Below are 15,519 nucleotides of genomic sequence, written 5' to 3' on the forward strand. Positions count from 1 at the left end.
AAGCCCGACGGATCTCCTCCCCCGTCGGGCTTTCTCGTTTCAGCAATATCCTTGAAAATCGATCTATTCGGCCGTGCCCGGCAGCGAGCCGTTGCGGATGGCCGTCGAACTCAGGCCCGAGCGCGGCCCGTGAATGAAGGTCCAGGCCGGGGCCGGCTTCTTCCAGAGAACGCGTGCGTCGTCCTCGTCGATCCGGGCGAAATCGAAGGTTCTCGTCATTTTCGAGGAGAGGTAGGAGAGTGTGGCGCCCGGCCGGTCGATCACGGCGATCGGGAAGGTGCGGGCGATCTCCTGCCATTTCTGCCATTTGTCGAAGGTCTGCAGGCTGTCGGCTCCCATGATCCAGATGAAATGCACATGCGGATTGCGGGCTTTGACGCGGGCGAGCGTATTGGCGGTGTAGCTGACGCCGAGCGCCTGTTCGAAAGCGGTGACCTTGATGCGCGGATCGGTGGCGATCCGCTCGCTCTCCGCGATGCGCGCGGCAAGCGGCGCGAGAAGATTGCGGCTTTTCAGCGGGTTGCCCGGCGTTACCATCCACCAGAGCTGGTCGAGGCCGAGCCGCCTGATGGCGATCTCGGCGACCAATGCATGGCCTTGATGCGGCGGATTGAACGAACCGCCGAACAGGCCGATGATCATGCCGCGCTCGCTATGCGGCATGCGGAGATAACGCCGGTCCAGGTTTTCCGTCGTCACGTCAGGGTCGGGTCTGTCCGGCACCGCGCACCCGGTATTTGAAGGAGGTGAGCTGTTCGACGCCGACGGGTCCGCGGGCATGCATCTTGCCGGTGGCAATGCCGATTTCCGCGCCCATGCCGAACTCGCCGCCATCGGCAAACTGCGTCGAGGCATTGTGCAGCAGGATCGCCGAATCGACTTCGGTGAAGAAGCGCTCGACAACGGCGGGGTCCTCGGCGATCACGGCCTCGGTGTGGTTCGAGGAATATTTCTGGATATGGGCGATCGCGCCCGATATGCCGTCGACGACGGCGACAGAAATGATCGCGTCGAGATATTCGGTCGACCAGTCCTCTTCGGTCGCGGGCCTCATGCCGGGAGCGACCTTCAGCACCGTCGCCGAGGCGCGGATCTCGCAGCCGGCGTCAGTTAGAACCTGAAGCAGCGGCGTCAGATGCGTGCCGATCGCTGCGCCATCGACGAGCAGCGTTTCGGCTGCGCCGCAGATGCCGGTGCGGCGCATCTTGGCGTTGACGACGATCTTCTTGGCCATCTCGATATCGGCCGATGCGTCGACATAAATGTGGCAAAGGCCTTCCAGATGGGCAAAGACCGGCACGCGGGCCTCGTTCTGCACGCGCGCGACCAGGCTCTTGCCGCCGCGCGGCACGATGACGTCGATCGATCCGTCCAGGCCGCGCAGCATGGCGCCGACGGCGGCGCGGTCCGACACCGGAACGAGCTGGATAGCATGCTCTGGAAGTCCTGCCGCCTTCAGGCCGTCGACCATGCAGGCATGAATAGCCTGCGATGAACGGCGCGAATCCGAGCCGCAGCGCAGGATGACGGCATTGCCCGCCTTGAGGCAAAGCGCGCCGGCATCGGCCGTGACGTTCGGCCGGCTTTCGAAGATCACGCCGATGACGCCGAGCGGCGTGCGGACGCGCTCGATCTTCAGGCCGTTCGGGCGGTCCCAGGCGGCGATGACTTCACCGACCGGATCGGCAAGAGCGGCAATGGCGCGGATACCCTCGGCCATCTCGGCGATGCGCTTGTCGTTCAGCGTCAGCCGGTCGACGAAGGAGGCAAGCATCTCGCTGCCTTCGGTATCCTTCAGATCCTTGGCGTTTTCGACCAGGATCTGCGCCTTGTTGGCGAGGATCGCATCGGCCATGGCATTCAGGGCGCGGTTCTTCGCCTCGGTGGAGGCAAAGCCCAACGGTCGCGCGGCAGCCTTGGCCTTGCGGCCGATGTCGTTCATCAGCGCGTCAATGTCAGGGCTCGGCGCAACGGTATCAAGCATAGCTCGCGTCCTTCTTCTGCCTTTCCGATTTCTGTCTGAGCTGCGCGGTCATCACCATGTCGTCGCGATGGACCATGGCGGCGCGGCCGGCATAACCGAGGATCGCCTCGATCTCCGCCGATTTACGGCCGGCGATCCGGCGGGCATCCTCGGCATCGTAGCTGGCGAGGCCACGGGCGATCTCGCGGCCTTCAGGGCCGATGATCGCAACGGTATCGCCGCGGCTGAAAAGTCCGGTAACGCTGCGCACGCCGGCCGGAAGCAGGCTCTTGCCGGCGCCCAGCGCCGTGACGGCGCCCTCATCGACATGCAGTTCGCCGGCCGGCTGCAACTGCCCTGCGATCCAGGTCTTGCGGGCAGTGACGGGTGTGCCCGAAGGGGCGAACCAGGAGGAGCGCGCGCCGTTTTCGATCGCCGACAGCGGGCTTTCGGTCTTGCCCGAAGCGATGATCATGGCGCAGCCCGATGTCGTCGCGATCTTGCCGGCATCGATCTTCGTGCGCATGCCGCCGCGCGAAAGCTCGGAGGCCGCACCGCCGGCCATCGCCTCGATCTCGGGCGTAATTTCGCCGATCGTCTCGAGAAAGGCCGCATTCGGATCGAGATGCGGCGGCGCGGTGTAGAGGCCGTCGATATCGGAGAGAAGAATGAGCAGGTCGGCGCCGGTCATCGTCGCGACGCGGGCGGCGAGGCGGTCATTGTCGCCATAGCGGATTTCGCTGGTCGCGACCGTATCGTTCTCGTTGATAATAGGCACGGCGCCGATTTTCAAAAGCTGGTTGATCGTGGCGCGCGCATTGAGATAGCGGCGGCGCTCTTCGGTATCGCCGAGCGTCAGCAGGATCTGGCCGGCGACGATCTCGTCGCGCGACAGGCTTTCCGACCAGGCGCGCGCCAGCGCGATCTGGCCGACGGCGGCAGCCGCCTGGCTTTCCTCGAGCTTCAGCGCCCCCGAGGGCAGGTCGAGCACCGAGCGGCCGAGCGCGATCGCACCCGAGGAGACGACGAGCACATCGATGCCCTTGGCCTTCAGGCCTGATATATCGGCGCACATGGCGTCGAGCCAGGCTTTCTTCAGTCCGGCCTTGCGGTCGACCAGGAGAGCCGAGCCGATCTTGATGACGATACGGCGGTAGCGGCCAAGTGGCTTACGGCTGGTCATCGACCCCATCCTCACCCTCTTCGGTGACAATCATGTCGCGATGCCTGAGCTTCGGCACCTTGGCCGGTTTTTCCTCTGTATTCGCCTCGACGATGATGTCGCGCAGCGCGCGCAGGACCTCGGTCATACCCTTACCGGTGGCCGCCGAAATCTGGAACGGCGTCTTGCCGCAGGCCTTGGCCAGCTCTTTCGTCTTCTTCTTCAGTTCGGCCTCGTCGAGCACGTCGATCTGCGACAGTGCCACGATCTCGGGCTTGTCGGTCAGCTCGTTGCCATAGGCTTCGAGCTCATGCTTGACCGTTTTATAGGCCTTGCCGACCTTTTCTTCCTGGGCGGAGACGAGATGCAGCAGCACGCGGGTGCGCTCGACATGGCCAAGGAAACGGTCGCCAATGCCGACGCCCTCATGGGCGCCTTCGATCAGGCCCGGAATGTCGGCAAGGATGAATTCCCGCTCGTCGACCGTGGCAACGCCGAGATTGGGATGCAGCGTCGTGAAGGGATAGTTGGCGATCTTCGGCCGGGCGCGGGTGACCGATGCGAGAAATGTCGACTTGCCGGCATTCGGCAGGCCGACGAGGCCAGCATCGGCAATCAGCTTCAGCCGCAGCCAGATGGTTTTTTCCTCACCGGGCAGGCCGGGATTGGCCCAATCCGGCGCCTGATTGACCGAGGTTTTGAAATGGGCGTTGCCGAAGCCGCCATTGCCGCCATGGGCGAGGCAGAAGCGCTGGCCTTCCTCGGTCAGGTCACAGATCAGCGTTTCCCTGTCTTCCTCGAAGATCTGGGTGCCGACAGGAACCTTCAGCGTCACATCGCTGCCGTTGGCGCCGGTGCGGTTGCGGCCCATGCCATGGGTGCCGATCGTCGCCTTGAAATGCTGCTGATAGCGGAAATCGATCAGCGTGTTGAGCCCATTGACGGCCTCGACCCAGACGTCGCCGCCGCGTCCGCCGTCGCCGCCGTCGGGGCCGCCGAACTCGATGAATTTCTCGCGCCGGAAGGAAACGCTGCCCCCGCCGCCGTCGCCTGAGCGGATATAGACCTTTGCTTCGTCGAGAAATTTCATTTTACTTCCAGTATCCGGTGGCAGTTGGACGGCCCGTCTTGACCCATTCGATATAGGCGGTTCCGACGGAGGTCAAAGATTATCGTGATTTTTGCGAGCTATAACATACAGTACGGCTTCGGTCTCGACGGCAGATACGATCTCGAACGTATTGCCCGGAGCCTCGAAGGCGCCGATGTCATCTCTCTACAGGAGGTGACCCGAGGCTTCTCCCGCAACGGTTTCGCCGATATGCCGGGCGATATCGCAGCCTTCTTTCCCGACCATTTCTGGGTGTATGGGCCGGCCTGCGATCTGCATATCGAGGCTGATGAAAGCGGGCTGCGGCCGGGGCGCGGCACCCGCTTCCAGTTCGGCAACATGGTGCTGTCGCGCTGGCCGATCCTTTCGACGCGGACGCTGCTTCTGCCGCGCAGCCGCACGATCGGCAAGATCAATCCGCAGCGCGGCGCCACCGAGGCGGTGATCGCCGCTCCTGGCGGCGCGATCCGCGTCTATTCCGTCCATCTCGACCACGTGTCGCCCGACGAGCGCATCCGCCAGCTGCAATTCCTGAACACGCATATCAACGCCTTCGTCCAGGTCGGTGGATCGCTGACGGGGGCGGCCGAATTCGATCTGCCGGAGCCGCCGCTGCCGGAGAATTATATCATCATGGGCGATTTCAACATGGAGCCGGAATCGCCGGAATATTGCGCGCTTGCGGGGGCTGCCGGTGGATATTACGGCCGGGTTGCGAGGATCGGCACGCCGATCGATGCCTTCGCCGCGCTCGATGCCTATCGCCCGGAAAGCTACAGCTGGATGAATCCTGAGGATGGCGGCGAACGCATGCATCTCGACTATTGTTTCGTCAGTTGCGGCCTGAAGGGCCGGTTGAAATCCGCACGGATCGATACGCAATCCGTTGGGTCCGATCATTTCCCCCTATGGGTCGAGATCGATGACTGAAGAAGACGCCGCCGGTGGGCGGCGTCTCCGTTTTGGTATGAGCATGATGTTATTCCGAAAACCGCTCATACTTTTCGGGATCATGCTCTGTCAGGCGACCTTCCGCGGCTGCAGCATGCCAGGCTGCAGCACGGTTTCGATGTGCGACACCATCGTGTTGCGGGCGAAACAATAGATTTCGACGCAACCCGTCATGCGGAATCCGAGCTTTTCCTGCAGCCGTAGCGAAGCCGGGTTGTCGGCGAAGACGCCGGAATGGATCGGCGTCTCCGGCATGCGGCGCGAGAAGCGCTCGATGATCGCCGCCACCGCCTCGCTCATATAGCCGCGCCGCCAATAGTAGCGGTTCAGCCAGTAGCCGAGGTGCCAGCGGCCGTGGCGCAACTCGAGCGAAACGTTGCCGATATGGACATCGTCCTTACCCGTTATCGCCAGCGGCCAGTCCGGCAGCGTGCCTGACGTGACCGGGATCAGCCAGTCCAGCGCATCCTGCCTGTCGAAGGGCGCGGGTACGCGGGAAAGCATGCGCGTCACCGCGAAATCGGAAAGCGATTCCGCGATGGCGGGCGCATCGCTCAGCCTGTGGGGGCGGAGCGTCAGCCGGGCTGTCGAGATGACCGGCGCGGGGCCGGGCATCATCGACTTCAACTCCGGCCTTTGCAGTGCCGTCGTGCTCATGCGATGTTCCCCCAGCTTCTGAGGGACATCCAGGTCTTGCGGTCGAGCCTGTACCATTCGACCGGCACGTTGCTGCCGAGCGCCAGCGACGCGGCAAGCCCCGATCCCTGGAACTGGAAGCCGCACTTCTGGATGACACGCCGCGAGGCGACGTTCATGACCCGGCATCGGGCGTCGATCTGGTCGACCTGCTGCCTCGTCCTGAACACCATGTCGACGAGGGCATGGCAAGCCTCGGTCGTGTAACCCTGGTTCCAGAAGGGCTCACCCAGCCAGTAACCGATCTCGACCGTCTTGCCGTCGGTATGCGGTTCGACGCCGCAGCACCCCATGAAGGCGCCGTTTTCGGCTTTGGTGATGGCATAGACGCACTTGCCAATCTCGCCATTTCGCGTCCGCCAAACAAAGTCGGCGGCATCATTGGCGGTATATGGGTGCGGCATACGCGATACCATGGTGGCGACTTTGGCGTTGTTGGCGAGATGGGCAAGGGCGTCAATGTCTTCCTCGTGGGGCGCGCGCATGACGAGCCTTTCCGATAACAAGACAGGGCAATCGGTCCTTAACCGCTCCGGCCTCAGCCGTTCCTTGGGAGACCGCTGGTCTTCCCTGGGCGACCGTGATTGGTCGACCCTTATCAATTCGCCTTGCATGTTCAGTCCTCCTGTTTGGACAAAGAAAAAGGGGAGATGGCGCCCCATCTCCCCTGTTTTCTGGACTGAACCTGATACGGCCAGCCGGGTCGATGAGACGCCGGCTGTTTTTGAGCGCTACCGGCTTATTCCGCTGCTTCCGCTTTCGGCATGACAGACACGTAGACGCGACCGTTGGCCTTCGTTCGGTAGTTCACATTGCCGGCGGTAAGCGCAAAAATCGTGTGATCCTTGCCGAGGCCGACGTTGGAACCCGGATGCCACTGCGTCCCGCGCTGACGCACGAGGATGTTGCCTGCGATGACGGCTTCGCCGCCGAACTTCTTCACGCCAAGGCGCTTGGATTCGGAATCGCGACCGTTGCGCGAGGAACCGCCAGCTTTTTTGTGTGCCATTGGAGTTCTCCTTTAAACCTTGTCCCGTTGATCTTACTTGGCAGCCACGATGTCCGTGATACGGACGACCGTGTGATGCTGACGATGGCCGCGCGAACGCTTCGAATTCTGACGGCGGCGCTTCTTGAAGGCGATGACCTTCTTGCCGCGGGTCTGGTCGACGACTTCCGCCTTGACGGAGGCGCCGGCTACGAAGGGCGCACCGATCGCCGCGTCGGCGCCTTCGCCGATCACGAGAACTTCGGTGAATTCAATGGAGTCGCCAGCGGTGGCTTCCAGCTTTTCGATGGTCAGCACGTCGTTGGCTGCCACACGGTACTGTTTACCGCCGGTCTTGATGACTGCGAACATTTTTTATCCTTTCATGTTCGTTCCAGCTCTCCCCGCTGATCAGCAGGGTGGCCGTCTTTTTATCAGTCGAAGTTAAGCAGGGATTTCAGAGGGCTGGCCTCGAGCTCTTCCTGCCGGTGAAACGCCCCGCGCGAGCGCGAGACTGGCAAGGCACGGATTACTCCAAACCTATTGCGCAGCCGAGATACGCGAGTGACAAAAAAGTGTCAAGGCAAAAGGATGGAATGCTTCGACTTTTCGGCTTGCCAACCTGTCATAGGCCCGTTATGAGAACGCCCGCGCCGAACAAGCGCCGACCTGACCGCGGAGAGGTGGCAGAGTGGTCGAATGCACCGCACTCGAAATGCGGCATACCTGCAAGGGTATCGTGGGTTCAAATCCCACCCTCTCCGCCATAATTTTTCCTGGTGCCAGCTTGTGATTTCCGGACGCCGGCATAGCTGGCGTCAGTTGCCCAGCACCTTCTTCACCCAGACCGCAACCTCATCGCCACTGCTCATATCCGCCTGCACCAGACCGTCGATCATGAAGGTCGGGGAGACATGAACGCCGTTTTGCCGGGCGTATTTGCAGTGCCATTTGATCTCCCGGTCGAGATCGGGAATCGCGAAGGCTTCCTTGAGCTTCACACCGCTATAGGCTTCGAGGCGCTCAATGATCTGGTTCGGCGTTGCATCCATATTCGCGCCGCCAGCGTGACGCTCGAATTCGAATTCGTCGCCATGAGCGGCAACGGCGGCCATGACCTTCTTTGCCGTCTCTTTGCCGCCCTCCAGCGTCGAGGCCGCGATGATGCAGCGGACGATCACGCCGGAATACATATGCCAGGACTGCGACTGCAGGCGGATTTTGATCGTGATCTTGTCTTTGCCGGCTTGATCGAGGAGGGCATCGAGCTTGTTGAACGCTCTGACGGAGTAAGGGCAGGTGGGCTCTAGGAATACTTCGAAAATGCACGGGCCATTGCCCCAAGCGAGCGGATCTGTGTGCCACGAAATTCCAGTCATGTGGTGTCCTTTTTGTTCGTGAAATCGGCTGTTCGGCTTAATGCATCAGGCTCCAGAAGCCATGCTTCTTCCCATGTTGACGCTTCAGCTCGGTGACATAGGCGTCGTGAGGCTGGACGCTGCCGAAATCGTCGATATGAGGCGCTAGCGAGGCGCATTCCGCCAGATGGCGCGCGGCATGCCGGTAACGACTGGATCGGCCGTTGTCGAGGGCGAAGCCGATCATCGAGCGTAACAGCACGGTTGCCGCGAGCGGATGTTTCTCCTGCAGCATTTCGGCGGCCGAAGTCATCAGCTCGTAAAGGTCGCCGTCCAGTTCCGCCTGGCGCTTGAAGATGAGTTTCGCAGCTTCGGGCGGTAAGGGCCAGGCAAGGAAAAAGGCAAGGGCTCGATGAATATCCGGAAAATCTTGGGCGAAGGCGAATGCCTTCTCCTCGGCCTCGATGTCGTCGAAGTCGGCGAGCTTTCGCAGGAAAGCGCGAAGGTGCTCCCCGTTCAATGACTGCTCGAAGCATTGCCATCGATAGGCCTGCGCTTCCTCCCCCCGTCCGAGCGCTTCGAGCGTTTCGACGCGGGCTTCCTGCCATTCAAAAGGCATTTCGAACCGTCCCCGGTGATCGACGCCGTCCAAAATCCTCAATGCTTCCTCGGCGCGTCCAGCCAGGAGCAAGCGGTCGGAAATCGCGGTCGCGACCATCGGCGCCCTTAAGGTCTCTTCCGGCTGCTGGGCGATGAAGGCATCGACATCATCCTGGGCATCGGCGATTTCCTGCAGAGCGATGCGCGCCGCCAATTGCCGATGCTTTGCATAGATCTCGTTCTGGTAGATCGGTCCGCTGCCGCTCCAGCCGAGAATTTCCCGGTCGTCGTCGAGAGGCTCCTCCTCCGGTTCGTTCAACCATTCCAGCAGAAGGCTCTTCAAACGCTCCAGGCCGTCCTTGCCCAGCGCCGGAACCATCTCGGCGATCAGCGGATCATATTGGCCGTAGTCGTTATCCTGCAGCGCAGCGAAGATCCTGTCGGCAAGGACATCGATACCGATCCCCGCAGCCCTGGCGATGACGCCCGCGTCGGCGCATGCCTGATGGAATGTTTCGATGAACGCGCGGTCGCTGCTGTTGGATCGGTAGAATATCGAATCGGCAACGGCAAGGAATTGCCAGATGAGGTCGAATGCTTCCTTCGGATCGTCGGCGGCCACGACGGTGACGATCGCAGATCGCTGTGTTTCAAGGTCCGCGTTGACGGTTTTTACTTTATGCCATTCGATGACGCTCTGCGCTCGCGCGATGCTGCCGAGGCGCTTGCGGATCTCGCGCGCGACCTCGGTACTGCCCTGATTGCCGGCCAGTTCCATGCGAAGCCGCCGTTTATGGGCGGCGCTGCCGGTGCTGATTTCGATCAGCAGTTCGGCGAGACGTTGCGCTCCGAGAGCTTCCAGGTTCTTCGCGTTGAGAGTTGTCTTTGCTGCCATGGACCCCCGCTGTCGTTTCGCGCCGAGCCTAACTCGGTATTCACATCAGTCCAAGCTGCCGAGGGAGGAGTTGCCGGTATATCGTATCGTGAATTCGTATGATTTTATCGGCGCTTAGTCTCGCTGAATCATGGCCGTTAGCCAAAAAATAACGCTGCCTCGTAACGACTCCTAAAGCCGGGTTTGTCACCTTGCTGGCTATCGATATTTGCTTCCAAATTTTTCGGCTGGGGTTTGTTTATGAGTCACAATAGGGACGCCTGGGTCAGCCAGCGCGCTTATTCGCTGTGGGAATCGGAAGGCCGGCCGGAGGGGCGTGGGGAAAGCCATTGGCTGCAGGCGCTCAAGGAATTCGAGCAGCTGGAGCTGACGAAGGCCTCGCCCGATGGAAATGATCTCATCGCCAAGCTGAAGGCAGCCGGGCGGCTGATGCGGATCTATGACGAGCCGGTCCCCGAAGTCGAAAACGAGCGGCAGCGAAAAGCAGCTCTTTAAGGCGATCTCAGCAAAGGTGCCGAGCGGTTTCCTGCCCGGATTGGCACAGAAGAGACCTGCCCGACGTTACTGGCGGGCGGCCCAGTTCAGGCCGCGGCGCAGGATCAGCGGCATATAGGGATGGTCGAATTCGGCGGCGACGTGGCCGAGAGCCGAATAGAAGATGCGGCCGGCGCCGAAATGGCGCTTGAAGACGACGGGCATCACGACATTGCGCGCCGCCGGGTCATAAGCGCCGGTAAAGGTCGTCGTCGCGAGGATTTCGACGCTCGGGTCGTAATGCAGATAATATTGCTCCGAGTGATAGTCGAAGTCGGGAATGCCCTCCATGACGGGGTCTTCCTGGCGGGTGACGCCGACGTGGAAATCGATGATATTGCCGGGATGGGCAACCCAAGTGACGCCGGAGACGTAACGGAAGGCGGCGCTTTCCTTGAAGGAGGTGGCGAGCGCGCCGTGATGGCCGGCGAGTCCCAGCCCGCCGCGCACCGCCTCGACAAGGGCGCTGGCATGGGGCTTTTCCAGCGTCTCGCCGGTAATGATGGGGACGAGAAGATCGGCCTTGGCGAGCTGAGGCGATGCGAAGATGCCGAGATCGCCGGTCACTTCGACGGCGAAACCGTCCTCGCGCAGGAGCTCGGCGACGATGCCGGCGCATTGTTCCGGCTCATGGCCCTGCCAGCCGCCCCAGACGATGATCGCCTTCTTCATGTCGTGCCCTCCGCGCAAATCATTCTTCGCCCACTAGATCAGACGATTATGCAAATCACGCGAATTATGCGCCAAGGCTCGCAGCAGCGGCGTTGGTCGGGAGCTCTTCGGTATTCGACGTATTGTCCGTTCAAGCGGATTGAAGTTCCTTCTTTTTATTGACGTGTATCTCGTCTAGGTTCCGCCTATCTCTCATTGAATTTGCAAGGATGGTGCATGGCAGGTGAAACGGTTCTTGTGGTCGGCGGCGCCGGCTATATCGGCTCGCATACGTGTCTCGACCTGGCGAACAAGGGCTATAAGCCTGTCGTCTTCGACAATTTTTCGAACGGCCATCGCGAGTTCGTCAAATGGGGGCCGGCCGAAGAAGGCGATATTCGCGACCGCGCCCGGCTGGACGAGGTGCTCGCCGAGCACAAGCCGGCGGCGATCCTGCATTTCGCGGCGCTGATCGAGGTTGGCGAATCGGTCAAGGATCCGGTTTCCTTCTACGAGAACAATGTGATCGGCACTCTGACGCTGCTTTCGGCGGCGCAGGCGGCCGGGATCAACGCCTTCGTCTTCTCCTCCACCTGCGCGACCTACGGCCTGCCGCAGAGCGTGCCGCTCGACGAGACGCATCGGCAAGTGCCGATCAATCCCTACGGCCGGACGAAATATATCGTCGAGCAGGCGCTCGCCGATTACGACCAGTATAAGAGCCTGCGCTCGGTGGTGCTGCGCTACTTCAATGCGGCCGGCGCCGATTTCGAGGGCCGGATCGGCGAGTGGCATCAGCCGGAAACCCATGCGATCCCGCTGGCGATCGATGCGGCGCTCGGCCGCCGCCAGGGCTTCAAGGTGTTCGGCAGCGATTACGAGACGCGCGACGGCACCTGCGTGCGCGACTATATTCATGTGCTCGACCTTGCCGATGCGCATGTGCGTGCCGTCGAATATCTGCTCAACGGCGGAGAGTCCGTCGCGCTCAACCTCGGCACCGGCACCGGCACGACGGTCAAGGAATTGCTCGGCGCGATCGAGGACGTGTCGAACAGGCCTTTCCCGGTCGAATATATCGGCCGTCGCGAGGGCGATTCGCACACGCTGGTTGCCAATAACGACAAGGCGCGTGATGTGCTCGGCTGGGTGCCGCAGTATGATCTCTCTCAGATCATCCGCTCCGCCTGGGACTGGCATGCAAAATCCAACCAGCATTGAGCCAACCGGAATTGAAACGGGCCGCGGGCCGAACGTTCTGCTGATCACGGCGGATCAGTGGCGCGGCGACTGCCTGTCTTCCCTAGACCATGCTTGCGTGAAAACGCCTGCCGTCGATGCGTTGGCGCGGGAAGGCACGCTATTCCGGCGGCACTATGCCGGGGCGGCACCCTGCTCGCCGGCGCGGGCGACACTTTATACCGGCCTCTACCAGATGAACCATCGCGTCTGCCGCAATGGTTCGCCGCTCGATGCCCGCTTCGACAATCTGGCCCTGGCGGCGCGGCGGGCCGGATACGACCCGACGCTGTTCGGCTATACCGACACCGCTCCCGATCCGCGCGGCATGGATGCCAATGATCCGCACCTGACGACCTATGAAGGTCTACTGCCGGGCTTCACCGCCCGCCAGCTTCTGCCGGAGCATGAGAGGCAGTGGCTCTCCTGGCTCAGGTCCCGCGGCCATGCCGATGCCGTCAGCCGCGACATCCATATTCCGGTCGGCGCAGAGCCGGGAGAAATCTCCGATGCGGCGCCGGCCTATTCGCGTGACGAGACGCAGACGGCTTTCCTGGCCGGCGAATTCATCCGCTGGATGGGCGAACAGGACAGGCCGTGGTTCGCGCATGTCTCTTTCCTGCGTCCGCATCCGCCATTTTCCGTGCCGGAACCGTTCAACCGGATGTTCAGGCCGGGTGACGGACCGGCTTTTGCCCGCGCAGCAGACGCCCAGGCGGAAGAGGACAGTCACCTTTATTTCGCCTATGCCATGCCGCGCTCCGACAAAGGCAGCTTCGTCTATGGCGCAACGGGGCCGCTCAGCGGCTGGAATGCCGAGGATTTCGCGGCGATCCGGGCGATTTATTACGGCATGATAGCGGAGGTCGACGACCAGCTCGGCCGCATCTGGCAGGCCCTGAAGGACGCGGGCGCCTGGGAGAATACGCTCGTCGTCTTTACCTCCGACCACGCCGAGATGGCGGGCGATCACTGGACGCTGGGGAAGGGCGGCTTCTTCGACGGCAGCTATCATATTCCGCTGGTCATTCGCGATCCCGCAAGCGGTGCCGCAGGCGGGGTTGTCGACGATTTCACCAGCGCCGCCGATATTTTTCCGACCCTTTGCCAAAGGCTCGGCATCGATGCAAAGAACGGCCTCGATGGCCGGTCGCTCATGCCGTTCGTCCAGGGCGGGCGCGCCGAGGCCTGGCGGGACGCGGCATTCTGGGAATTCGATTTCCGCGACATCGCCGGCAGCGATGCGGAGCGCCATTTCGGCATCGGCTCCAACGAATGCAATCTCGCAGTGATCCGCGATTCCAGGTTCAAATATGTGCATTTCACCGCGCTGCCGCCGCTGCTCTTCGATCTCCGCGAGGATCCCATGGAGCTGAACAATATTGCGGCGGATCCGGCCTATGCGGCGGTGCGGCTTGCCTATGCCGAAAAGCTGCTCTCGCTGAAGGCGCGGCATCTCGACCAAACGCTCGCCTATACCGAGCTGACGGAAAGAGGGCCGGTGATCCGCCGGCCCTGATATTACCGTGTCAGATCAGCCGAGATAATCGCGCTTGCCGACCGGTGCGCCCTGGTTGCGCAGGATCGCATGGGCCGTCGCGACGTGGAAATAGAAATTCGGCAGGGCGAAGGTGGCGATATATTCGTCGCCCGGCAGCACGATGCCGCTCTTGCCCGGCAGGGTGATCTCACGGCTTTCCGCGCCATCAAGAGCTTCGGCGGAGAAGCCGGCGAGATAGGCTTCGGTCTTTGCAAGCCGCTCGCGCAGTTCCTCGATCGTCTTCTCATTATCCTCGAATTTTGGCGCTTCCGTCGCTGTCAGCCGGGAGAGCGCAAATTTGGCGGTGTCGCTGGCGCGCTGATATTGGCCGGAAAATGGCAGCATGTCGGGCGCAAGGCGGGCGGAAACCAAAATGGCAGGATCGATATTCTTTTCCCGCGCATAGGCTTCGGCCTTGTCGAGATAGGTTTTCAGGCTGGCAAGCCCGCGCTGAAACATGGGAACGGTGAGGCGATAGATCGAAATGGACATCAGTCCTGTCTCCAAAATTCTCAAATGATCGGACCGCAGCGAGAGGCCGAAGGCCTGAGCTGGCCGCGATCCCGCATAGATGGAGGCGGCCCTTGTGTTTCACAATGGAGGGAATGTCATCGATGGTCGCGAGGCTGGGTTACCACGCAGCCGTCCGTGTCTCATCGCCGCTAAAGAGACTTGACGCCGTTCCCAGAAAATGGAATGAATATTCCGCAGAACAAATTTTACGGTTTGTTTGTTCCGTTTTGCGGAGTGCCACGGGAGAGGTGGTGCATGCAGGGGATGCAGCTCTCAGGGCAAATAACCTGGAGCTCCGGCGTGAGGAGGGTGCAGCCGGGCACCATTTGTGGAGGAAGTGAAATGAAAAAGTTTATCCTGGGCACTGCGATGGCGCTCGTCATGTCGACGGCGGCCCACGCGGAGACGGTTGGCGTGTCGATGGCGAAGTTCGACGACAACTTCCTGACCGTTCTGCGCAATGGCATGACCGATTATGCAAAGACGCTGAACGGCGTCACGCTGCAGGTGGAAGACGCGCAGAACGACGTTTCCAAGCAGCAGAGCCAGATCCAGAACTTCATCGCCTCCAAGGTCGATGCGATCATCGTCAACCCTGTCGATACCGATGCGACGACGGCAATGTCGAAGCTCGCGGCCGATGCCGGCATTCCGCTGGTTTACGTCAACCGCCAGCCGGTCAACGTCGACACGCTGCCGGAAAAGCAGGCTTTCGTCGCTTCCAACGAGCAGGAATCCGGCACGCTGGAAACCAAGGAAATTTGCCGCATTCTCGGCGGCAAGGGCAAGGCTGTCGTCATCATGGGCGAGCTTTCCAACCAGGCTGCGCGCATGCGGACCCAGGACATTCATGACGTCGTCAAGACCGACGAGTGCAAGGGCATCGAGATCGTCGAAGAGCAGACGGCCAACTGGGATCGCACCCAGGGCGCCGACCTGATGACCAACTGGCTCTCCAGCGGCATCGAATTCGACGCTGTGATCTCTAACAATGACGAAATGGCGATCGGCGCCATCCAGGCGCTGAAGGCTGCCGGCAAGGACATGACCAAGGTCGTCGTCGGCGGCGTCGACGCCACGCAGGACGCGCTTGCCGCCATGCAGGCAGGCGACCTTGACGTCACCGTCTTCCAGGACGCTGCCGGCCAGGGCAAGGGCGCGCTCGATACGGCGCTCAAGATTGCCAAGGGCGAAAAGGTCGAGAAGAAGGTCTACATCCCCTTCCAGCTCGTCACGCCTGAAAACGTCAAGGACTTCGTCGCCAAGAACTGAGGCGAACGCCAAGCAGGATGCGGGCTCGGCCCGCATCCTTTCAGCC

At 61.6% G+C, this 15,519-nt stretch carries 17 protein-coding genes and 1 tRNA gene; 6 read left to right on the forward strand and 12 right to left on the reverse strand.

Annotated features, from left to right (window positions below; translation table 11 throughout):
* Positions 1-63 precede the first annotated feature (63 nt).
* Genes ATY77_RS23610 through obgE form a run of 4 tightly spaced genes read right to left on the reverse strand, consistent with a single transcriptional unit; the run spans position 64 to position 4,215 of the window.
* Positions 64-663: a nicotinate-nucleotide adenylyltransferase gene (locus ATY77_RS23610; RefSeq protein ID WP_245314394.1), complete on the reverse strand. Its 600-nt coding sequence runs from the start codon at positions 661-663 to the stop codon at positions 64-66.
* A gap of 37 nt (positions 664-700) precedes the next feature.
* The gene (locus tag ATY77_RS23615) at positions 701-1,984 is read right to left on the reverse strand and encodes a glutamate-5-semialdehyde dehydrogenase (RefSeq protein ID WP_088689079.1); all 1,284 of its coding nucleotides are present in this window, start codon (positions 1,982-1,984) and stop codon (positions 701-703) included.
* Positions 1,977-3,146, reverse strand: a complete 1,170-nt coding sequence (gene proB / locus ATY77_RS23620) for a glutamate 5-kinase (RefSeq protein WP_088689080.1) — start codon at positions 3,144-3,146, stop codon at positions 1,977-1,979. The genes ATY77_RS23615 and proB overlap by 8 nt, the downstream gene beginning before the upstream one ends.
* On the reverse strand, positions 3,133-4,215 hold the full coding sequence (obgE, locus tag ATY77_RS23625) for a GTPase ObgE (protein WP_088689081.1): 1,083 nt from the start codon (positions 4,213-4,215) through the stop codon (positions 3,133-3,135). The genes proB and obgE overlap by 14 nt, the downstream gene beginning before the upstream one ends.
* 84 nt (positions 4,216-4,299) lie before the next feature.
* Here obgE and ATY77_RS23630 point away from each other — a divergent pair, with 84 nt between their 5' ends.
* Entirely contained in the window at positions 4,300-5,166 is an 867-nt protein-coding gene (locus ATY77_RS23630; protein ID WP_088689082.1) for an endonuclease/exonuclease/phosphatase family protein, read from the forward strand.
* A gap of 90 nt (positions 5,167-5,256) precedes the next feature.
* On the opposite strand, the gene ATY77_RS23635 is transcribed toward ATY77_RS23630, so the two are convergent.
* The 4 genes from ATY77_RS23635 to rplU all read right to left on the reverse strand — a co-directional run bounded on the left by ATY77_RS23635 (position 5,257) and on the right by rplU (position 7,243).
* A complete protein-coding gene (locus ATY77_RS23635) occupies positions 5,257-5,844 on the reverse strand; it encodes a GNAT family N-acetyltransferase (protein WP_088689083.1) in 588 nt (195 codons plus the stop codon).
* A complete protein-coding gene (locus tag ATY77_RS23640; protein WP_088677424.1) occupies positions 5,841-6,497 on the reverse strand; it encodes a GNAT family protein in 657 nt (218 codons plus the stop codon). The genes ATY77_RS23635 and ATY77_RS23640 overlap by 4 nt, the downstream gene beginning before the upstream one ends.
* Positions 6,498-6,622: 125 nt before the next feature.
* Complete coding sequence (gene rpmA, locus ATY77_RS23645; RefSeq protein ID WP_003567620.1) at positions 6,623-6,892, reverse strand: 50S ribosomal protein L27; 270 nt, start codon at positions 6,890-6,892, stop codon at positions 6,623-6,625.
* 33 nt (positions 6,893-6,925) lie between these two features.
* Complete coding sequence (gene rplU, locus ATY77_RS23650) at positions 6,926-7,243, reverse strand: 50S ribosomal protein L21 (protein ID WP_088677425.1); 318 nt, start codon at positions 7,241-7,243, stop codon at positions 6,926-6,928.
* A 305-nt stretch (positions 7,244-7,548) separates the two neighbouring features.
* Here rplU and ATY77_RS23655 point away from each other — a divergent pair.
* Positions 7,549-7,638: transfer RNA gene (locus tag ATY77_RS23655), tRNA-Ser, on the forward strand.
* A 51-nt stretch (positions 7,639-7,689) separates the two neighbouring features.
* On the opposite strand, the gene ATY77_RS23660 is transcribed toward ATY77_RS23655, so the two are convergent.
* Together ATY77_RS23660 and ATY77_RS23665 are read right to left on the reverse strand one after the other, a co-directional pair.
* Complete coding sequence (locus ATY77_RS23660) at positions 7,690-8,250, reverse strand: thioredoxin domain-containing protein (protein ID WP_088689084.1); 561 nt, start codon at positions 8,248-8,250, stop codon at positions 7,690-7,692.
* A 37-nt stretch (positions 8,251-8,287) separates the two neighbouring features.
* Positions 8,288-9,724 (reverse strand): DUF6880 family protein, encoded by a 1,437-nt coding sequence (locus tag ATY77_RS23665; RefSeq protein ID WP_088689085.1) that lies wholly within the window; start codon positions 9,722-9,724, stop codon positions 8,288-8,290.
* 240 nt (positions 9,725-9,964) lie between these two features.
* Here ATY77_RS23665 and ATY77_RS23670 point away from each other — a divergent pair, with 240 nt between their 5' ends.
* On the forward strand, positions 9,965-10,219 hold the full coding sequence (locus ATY77_RS23670) for a DUF2934 domain-containing protein (protein ID WP_088689086.1): 255 nt from the start codon (positions 9,965-9,967) through the stop codon (positions 10,217-10,219).
* 66 nt (positions 10,220-10,285) lie between these two features.
* Here the strand turns inward: ATY77_RS23670 and ATY77_RS23675 are convergent, their stop codons facing one another.
* The gene (locus ATY77_RS23675) at positions 10,286-10,930 is read right to left on the reverse strand and encodes a ThuA domain-containing protein (protein ID WP_088689087.1); all 645 of its coding nucleotides are present in this window, start codon (positions 10,928-10,930) and stop codon (positions 10,286-10,288) included.
* 216 nt (positions 10,931-11,146) lie between these two features.
* Here ATY77_RS23675 and galE point away from each other — a divergent pair, with 216 nt between their 5' ends.
* Complete coding sequence (gene galE / locus ATY77_RS23680) at positions 11,147-12,130, forward strand: UDP-glucose 4-epimerase GalE (protein ID WP_088677428.1); 984 nt, start codon at positions 11,147-11,149, stop codon at positions 12,128-12,130.
* Positions 12,108-13,667: an alkaline phosphatase family protein gene (locus ATY77_RS23685; RefSeq protein ID WP_088689088.1), complete on the forward strand. Its 1,560-nt coding sequence runs from the start codon at positions 12,108-12,110 to the stop codon at positions 13,665-13,667. Before galE ends, ATY77_RS23685 begins: the two co-directional genes overlap by 23 nt.
* A 15-nt stretch (positions 13,668-13,682) precedes the next feature.
* Here ATY77_RS23685 and ATY77_RS23690 read toward each other — a convergent pair whose 3' ends face one another.
* Positions 13,683-14,180: a DUF1993 domain-containing protein gene (locus ATY77_RS23690; RefSeq protein WP_088689089.1), complete on the reverse strand. Its 498-nt coding sequence runs from the start codon at positions 14,178-14,180 to the stop codon at positions 13,683-13,685.
* A 363-nt stretch (positions 14,181-14,543) separates the two neighbouring features.
* Here ATY77_RS23690 and ATY77_RS23695 point away from each other — a divergent pair, with 363 nt between their 5' ends.
* Positions 14,544-15,473: a sugar ABC transporter substrate-binding protein gene (locus ATY77_RS23695; protein WP_088677430.1), complete on the forward strand. Its 930-nt coding sequence runs from the start codon at positions 14,544-14,546 to the stop codon at positions 15,471-15,473.
* The last annotated feature ends 46 nt before the right edge of the window (positions 15,474-15,519 follow it).

It is taken from the genome of Rhizobium sp. R634, assembly GCF_002211305.1.
Lineage (GTDB): Bacteria > Pseudomonadota > Alphaproteobacteria > Rhizobiales > Rhizobiaceae > Rhizobium.

What these genes read in the sequence shown, in the direction of transcription:
- ATY77_RS23610 (WP_245314394.1), bottom strand. Translation starts at nt 663, where the DNA reads ATGCCGCATAGCGAGCGCGGCATGATCATCGGCCTGTTCGGCGGTTCG.
- ATY77_RS23615 (WP_088689079.1), bottom strand. Translation starts at nt 1,984, where the DNA reads ATGCTTGATACCGTTGCGCCGAGCCCTGACATTGACGCGCTGATGAAC.
- proB (WP_088689080.1), bottom strand. Translation starts at nt 3,146, where the DNA reads ATGACCAGCCGTAAGCCACTTGGCCGCTACCGCCGTATCGTCATCAAG.
- obgE (WP_088689081.1), bottom strand. Translation starts at nt 4,215, where the DNA reads ATGAAATTTCTCGACGAAGCAAAGGTCTATATCCGCTCAGGCGACGGC.
- ATY77_RS23635 (WP_088689083.1), bottom strand. Translation starts at nt 5,844, where the DNA reads ATGAGCACGACGGCACTGCAAAGGCCGGAGTTGAAGTCGATGATGCCC.
- ATY77_RS23640 (WP_088677424.1), bottom strand. Translation starts at nt 6,497, where the DNA reads ATGCAAGGCGAATTGATAAGGGTCGACCAATCACGGTCGCCCAGGGAA.
- rpmA (WP_003567620.1), bottom strand. Translation starts at nt 6,892, where the DNA reads ATGGCACACAAAAAAGCTGGCGGTTCCTCGCGCAACGGTCGCGATTCC.
- rplU (WP_088677425.1), bottom strand. Translation starts at nt 7,243, where the DNA reads ATGTTCGCAGTCATCAAGACCGGCGGTAAACAGTACCGTGTGGCAGCC.
- ATY77_RS23660 (WP_088689084.1), bottom strand. Translation starts at nt 8,250, where the DNA reads ATGACTGGAATTTCGTGGCACACAGATCCGCTCGCTTGGGGCAATGGC.
- ATY77_RS23665 (WP_088689085.1), bottom strand. Translation starts at nt 9,724, where the DNA reads ATGGCAGCAAAGACAACTCTCAACGCGAAGAACCTGGAAGCTCTCGGA.
- ATY77_RS23670 (WP_088689086.1), top strand. Translation starts at nt 9,965, where the DNA reads ATGAGTCACAATAGGGACGCCTGGGTCAGCCAGCGCGCTTATTCGCTG.
- ATY77_RS23675 (WP_088689087.1), bottom strand. Translation starts at nt 10,930, where the DNA reads ATGAAGAAGGCGATCATCGTCTGGGGCGGCTGGCAGGGCCATGAGCCG.
- galE (WP_088677428.1), top strand. Translation starts at nt 11,147, where the DNA reads ATGGCAGGTGAAACGGTTCTTGTGGTCGGCGGCGCCGGCTATATCGGC.
- ATY77_RS23685 (WP_088689088.1), top strand. Translation starts at nt 12,108, where the DNA reads ATGCAAAATCCAACCAGCATTGAGCCAACCGGAATTGAAACGGGCCGC.
- ATY77_RS23690 (WP_088689089.1), bottom strand. Translation starts at nt 14,180, where the DNA reads ATGTCCATTTCGATCTATCGCCTCACCGTTCCCATGTTTCAGCGCGGG.
- ATY77_RS23695 (WP_088677430.1), top strand. Translation starts at nt 14,544, where the DNA reads ATGAAAAAGTTTATCCTGGGCACTGCGATGGCGCTCGTCATGTCGACG.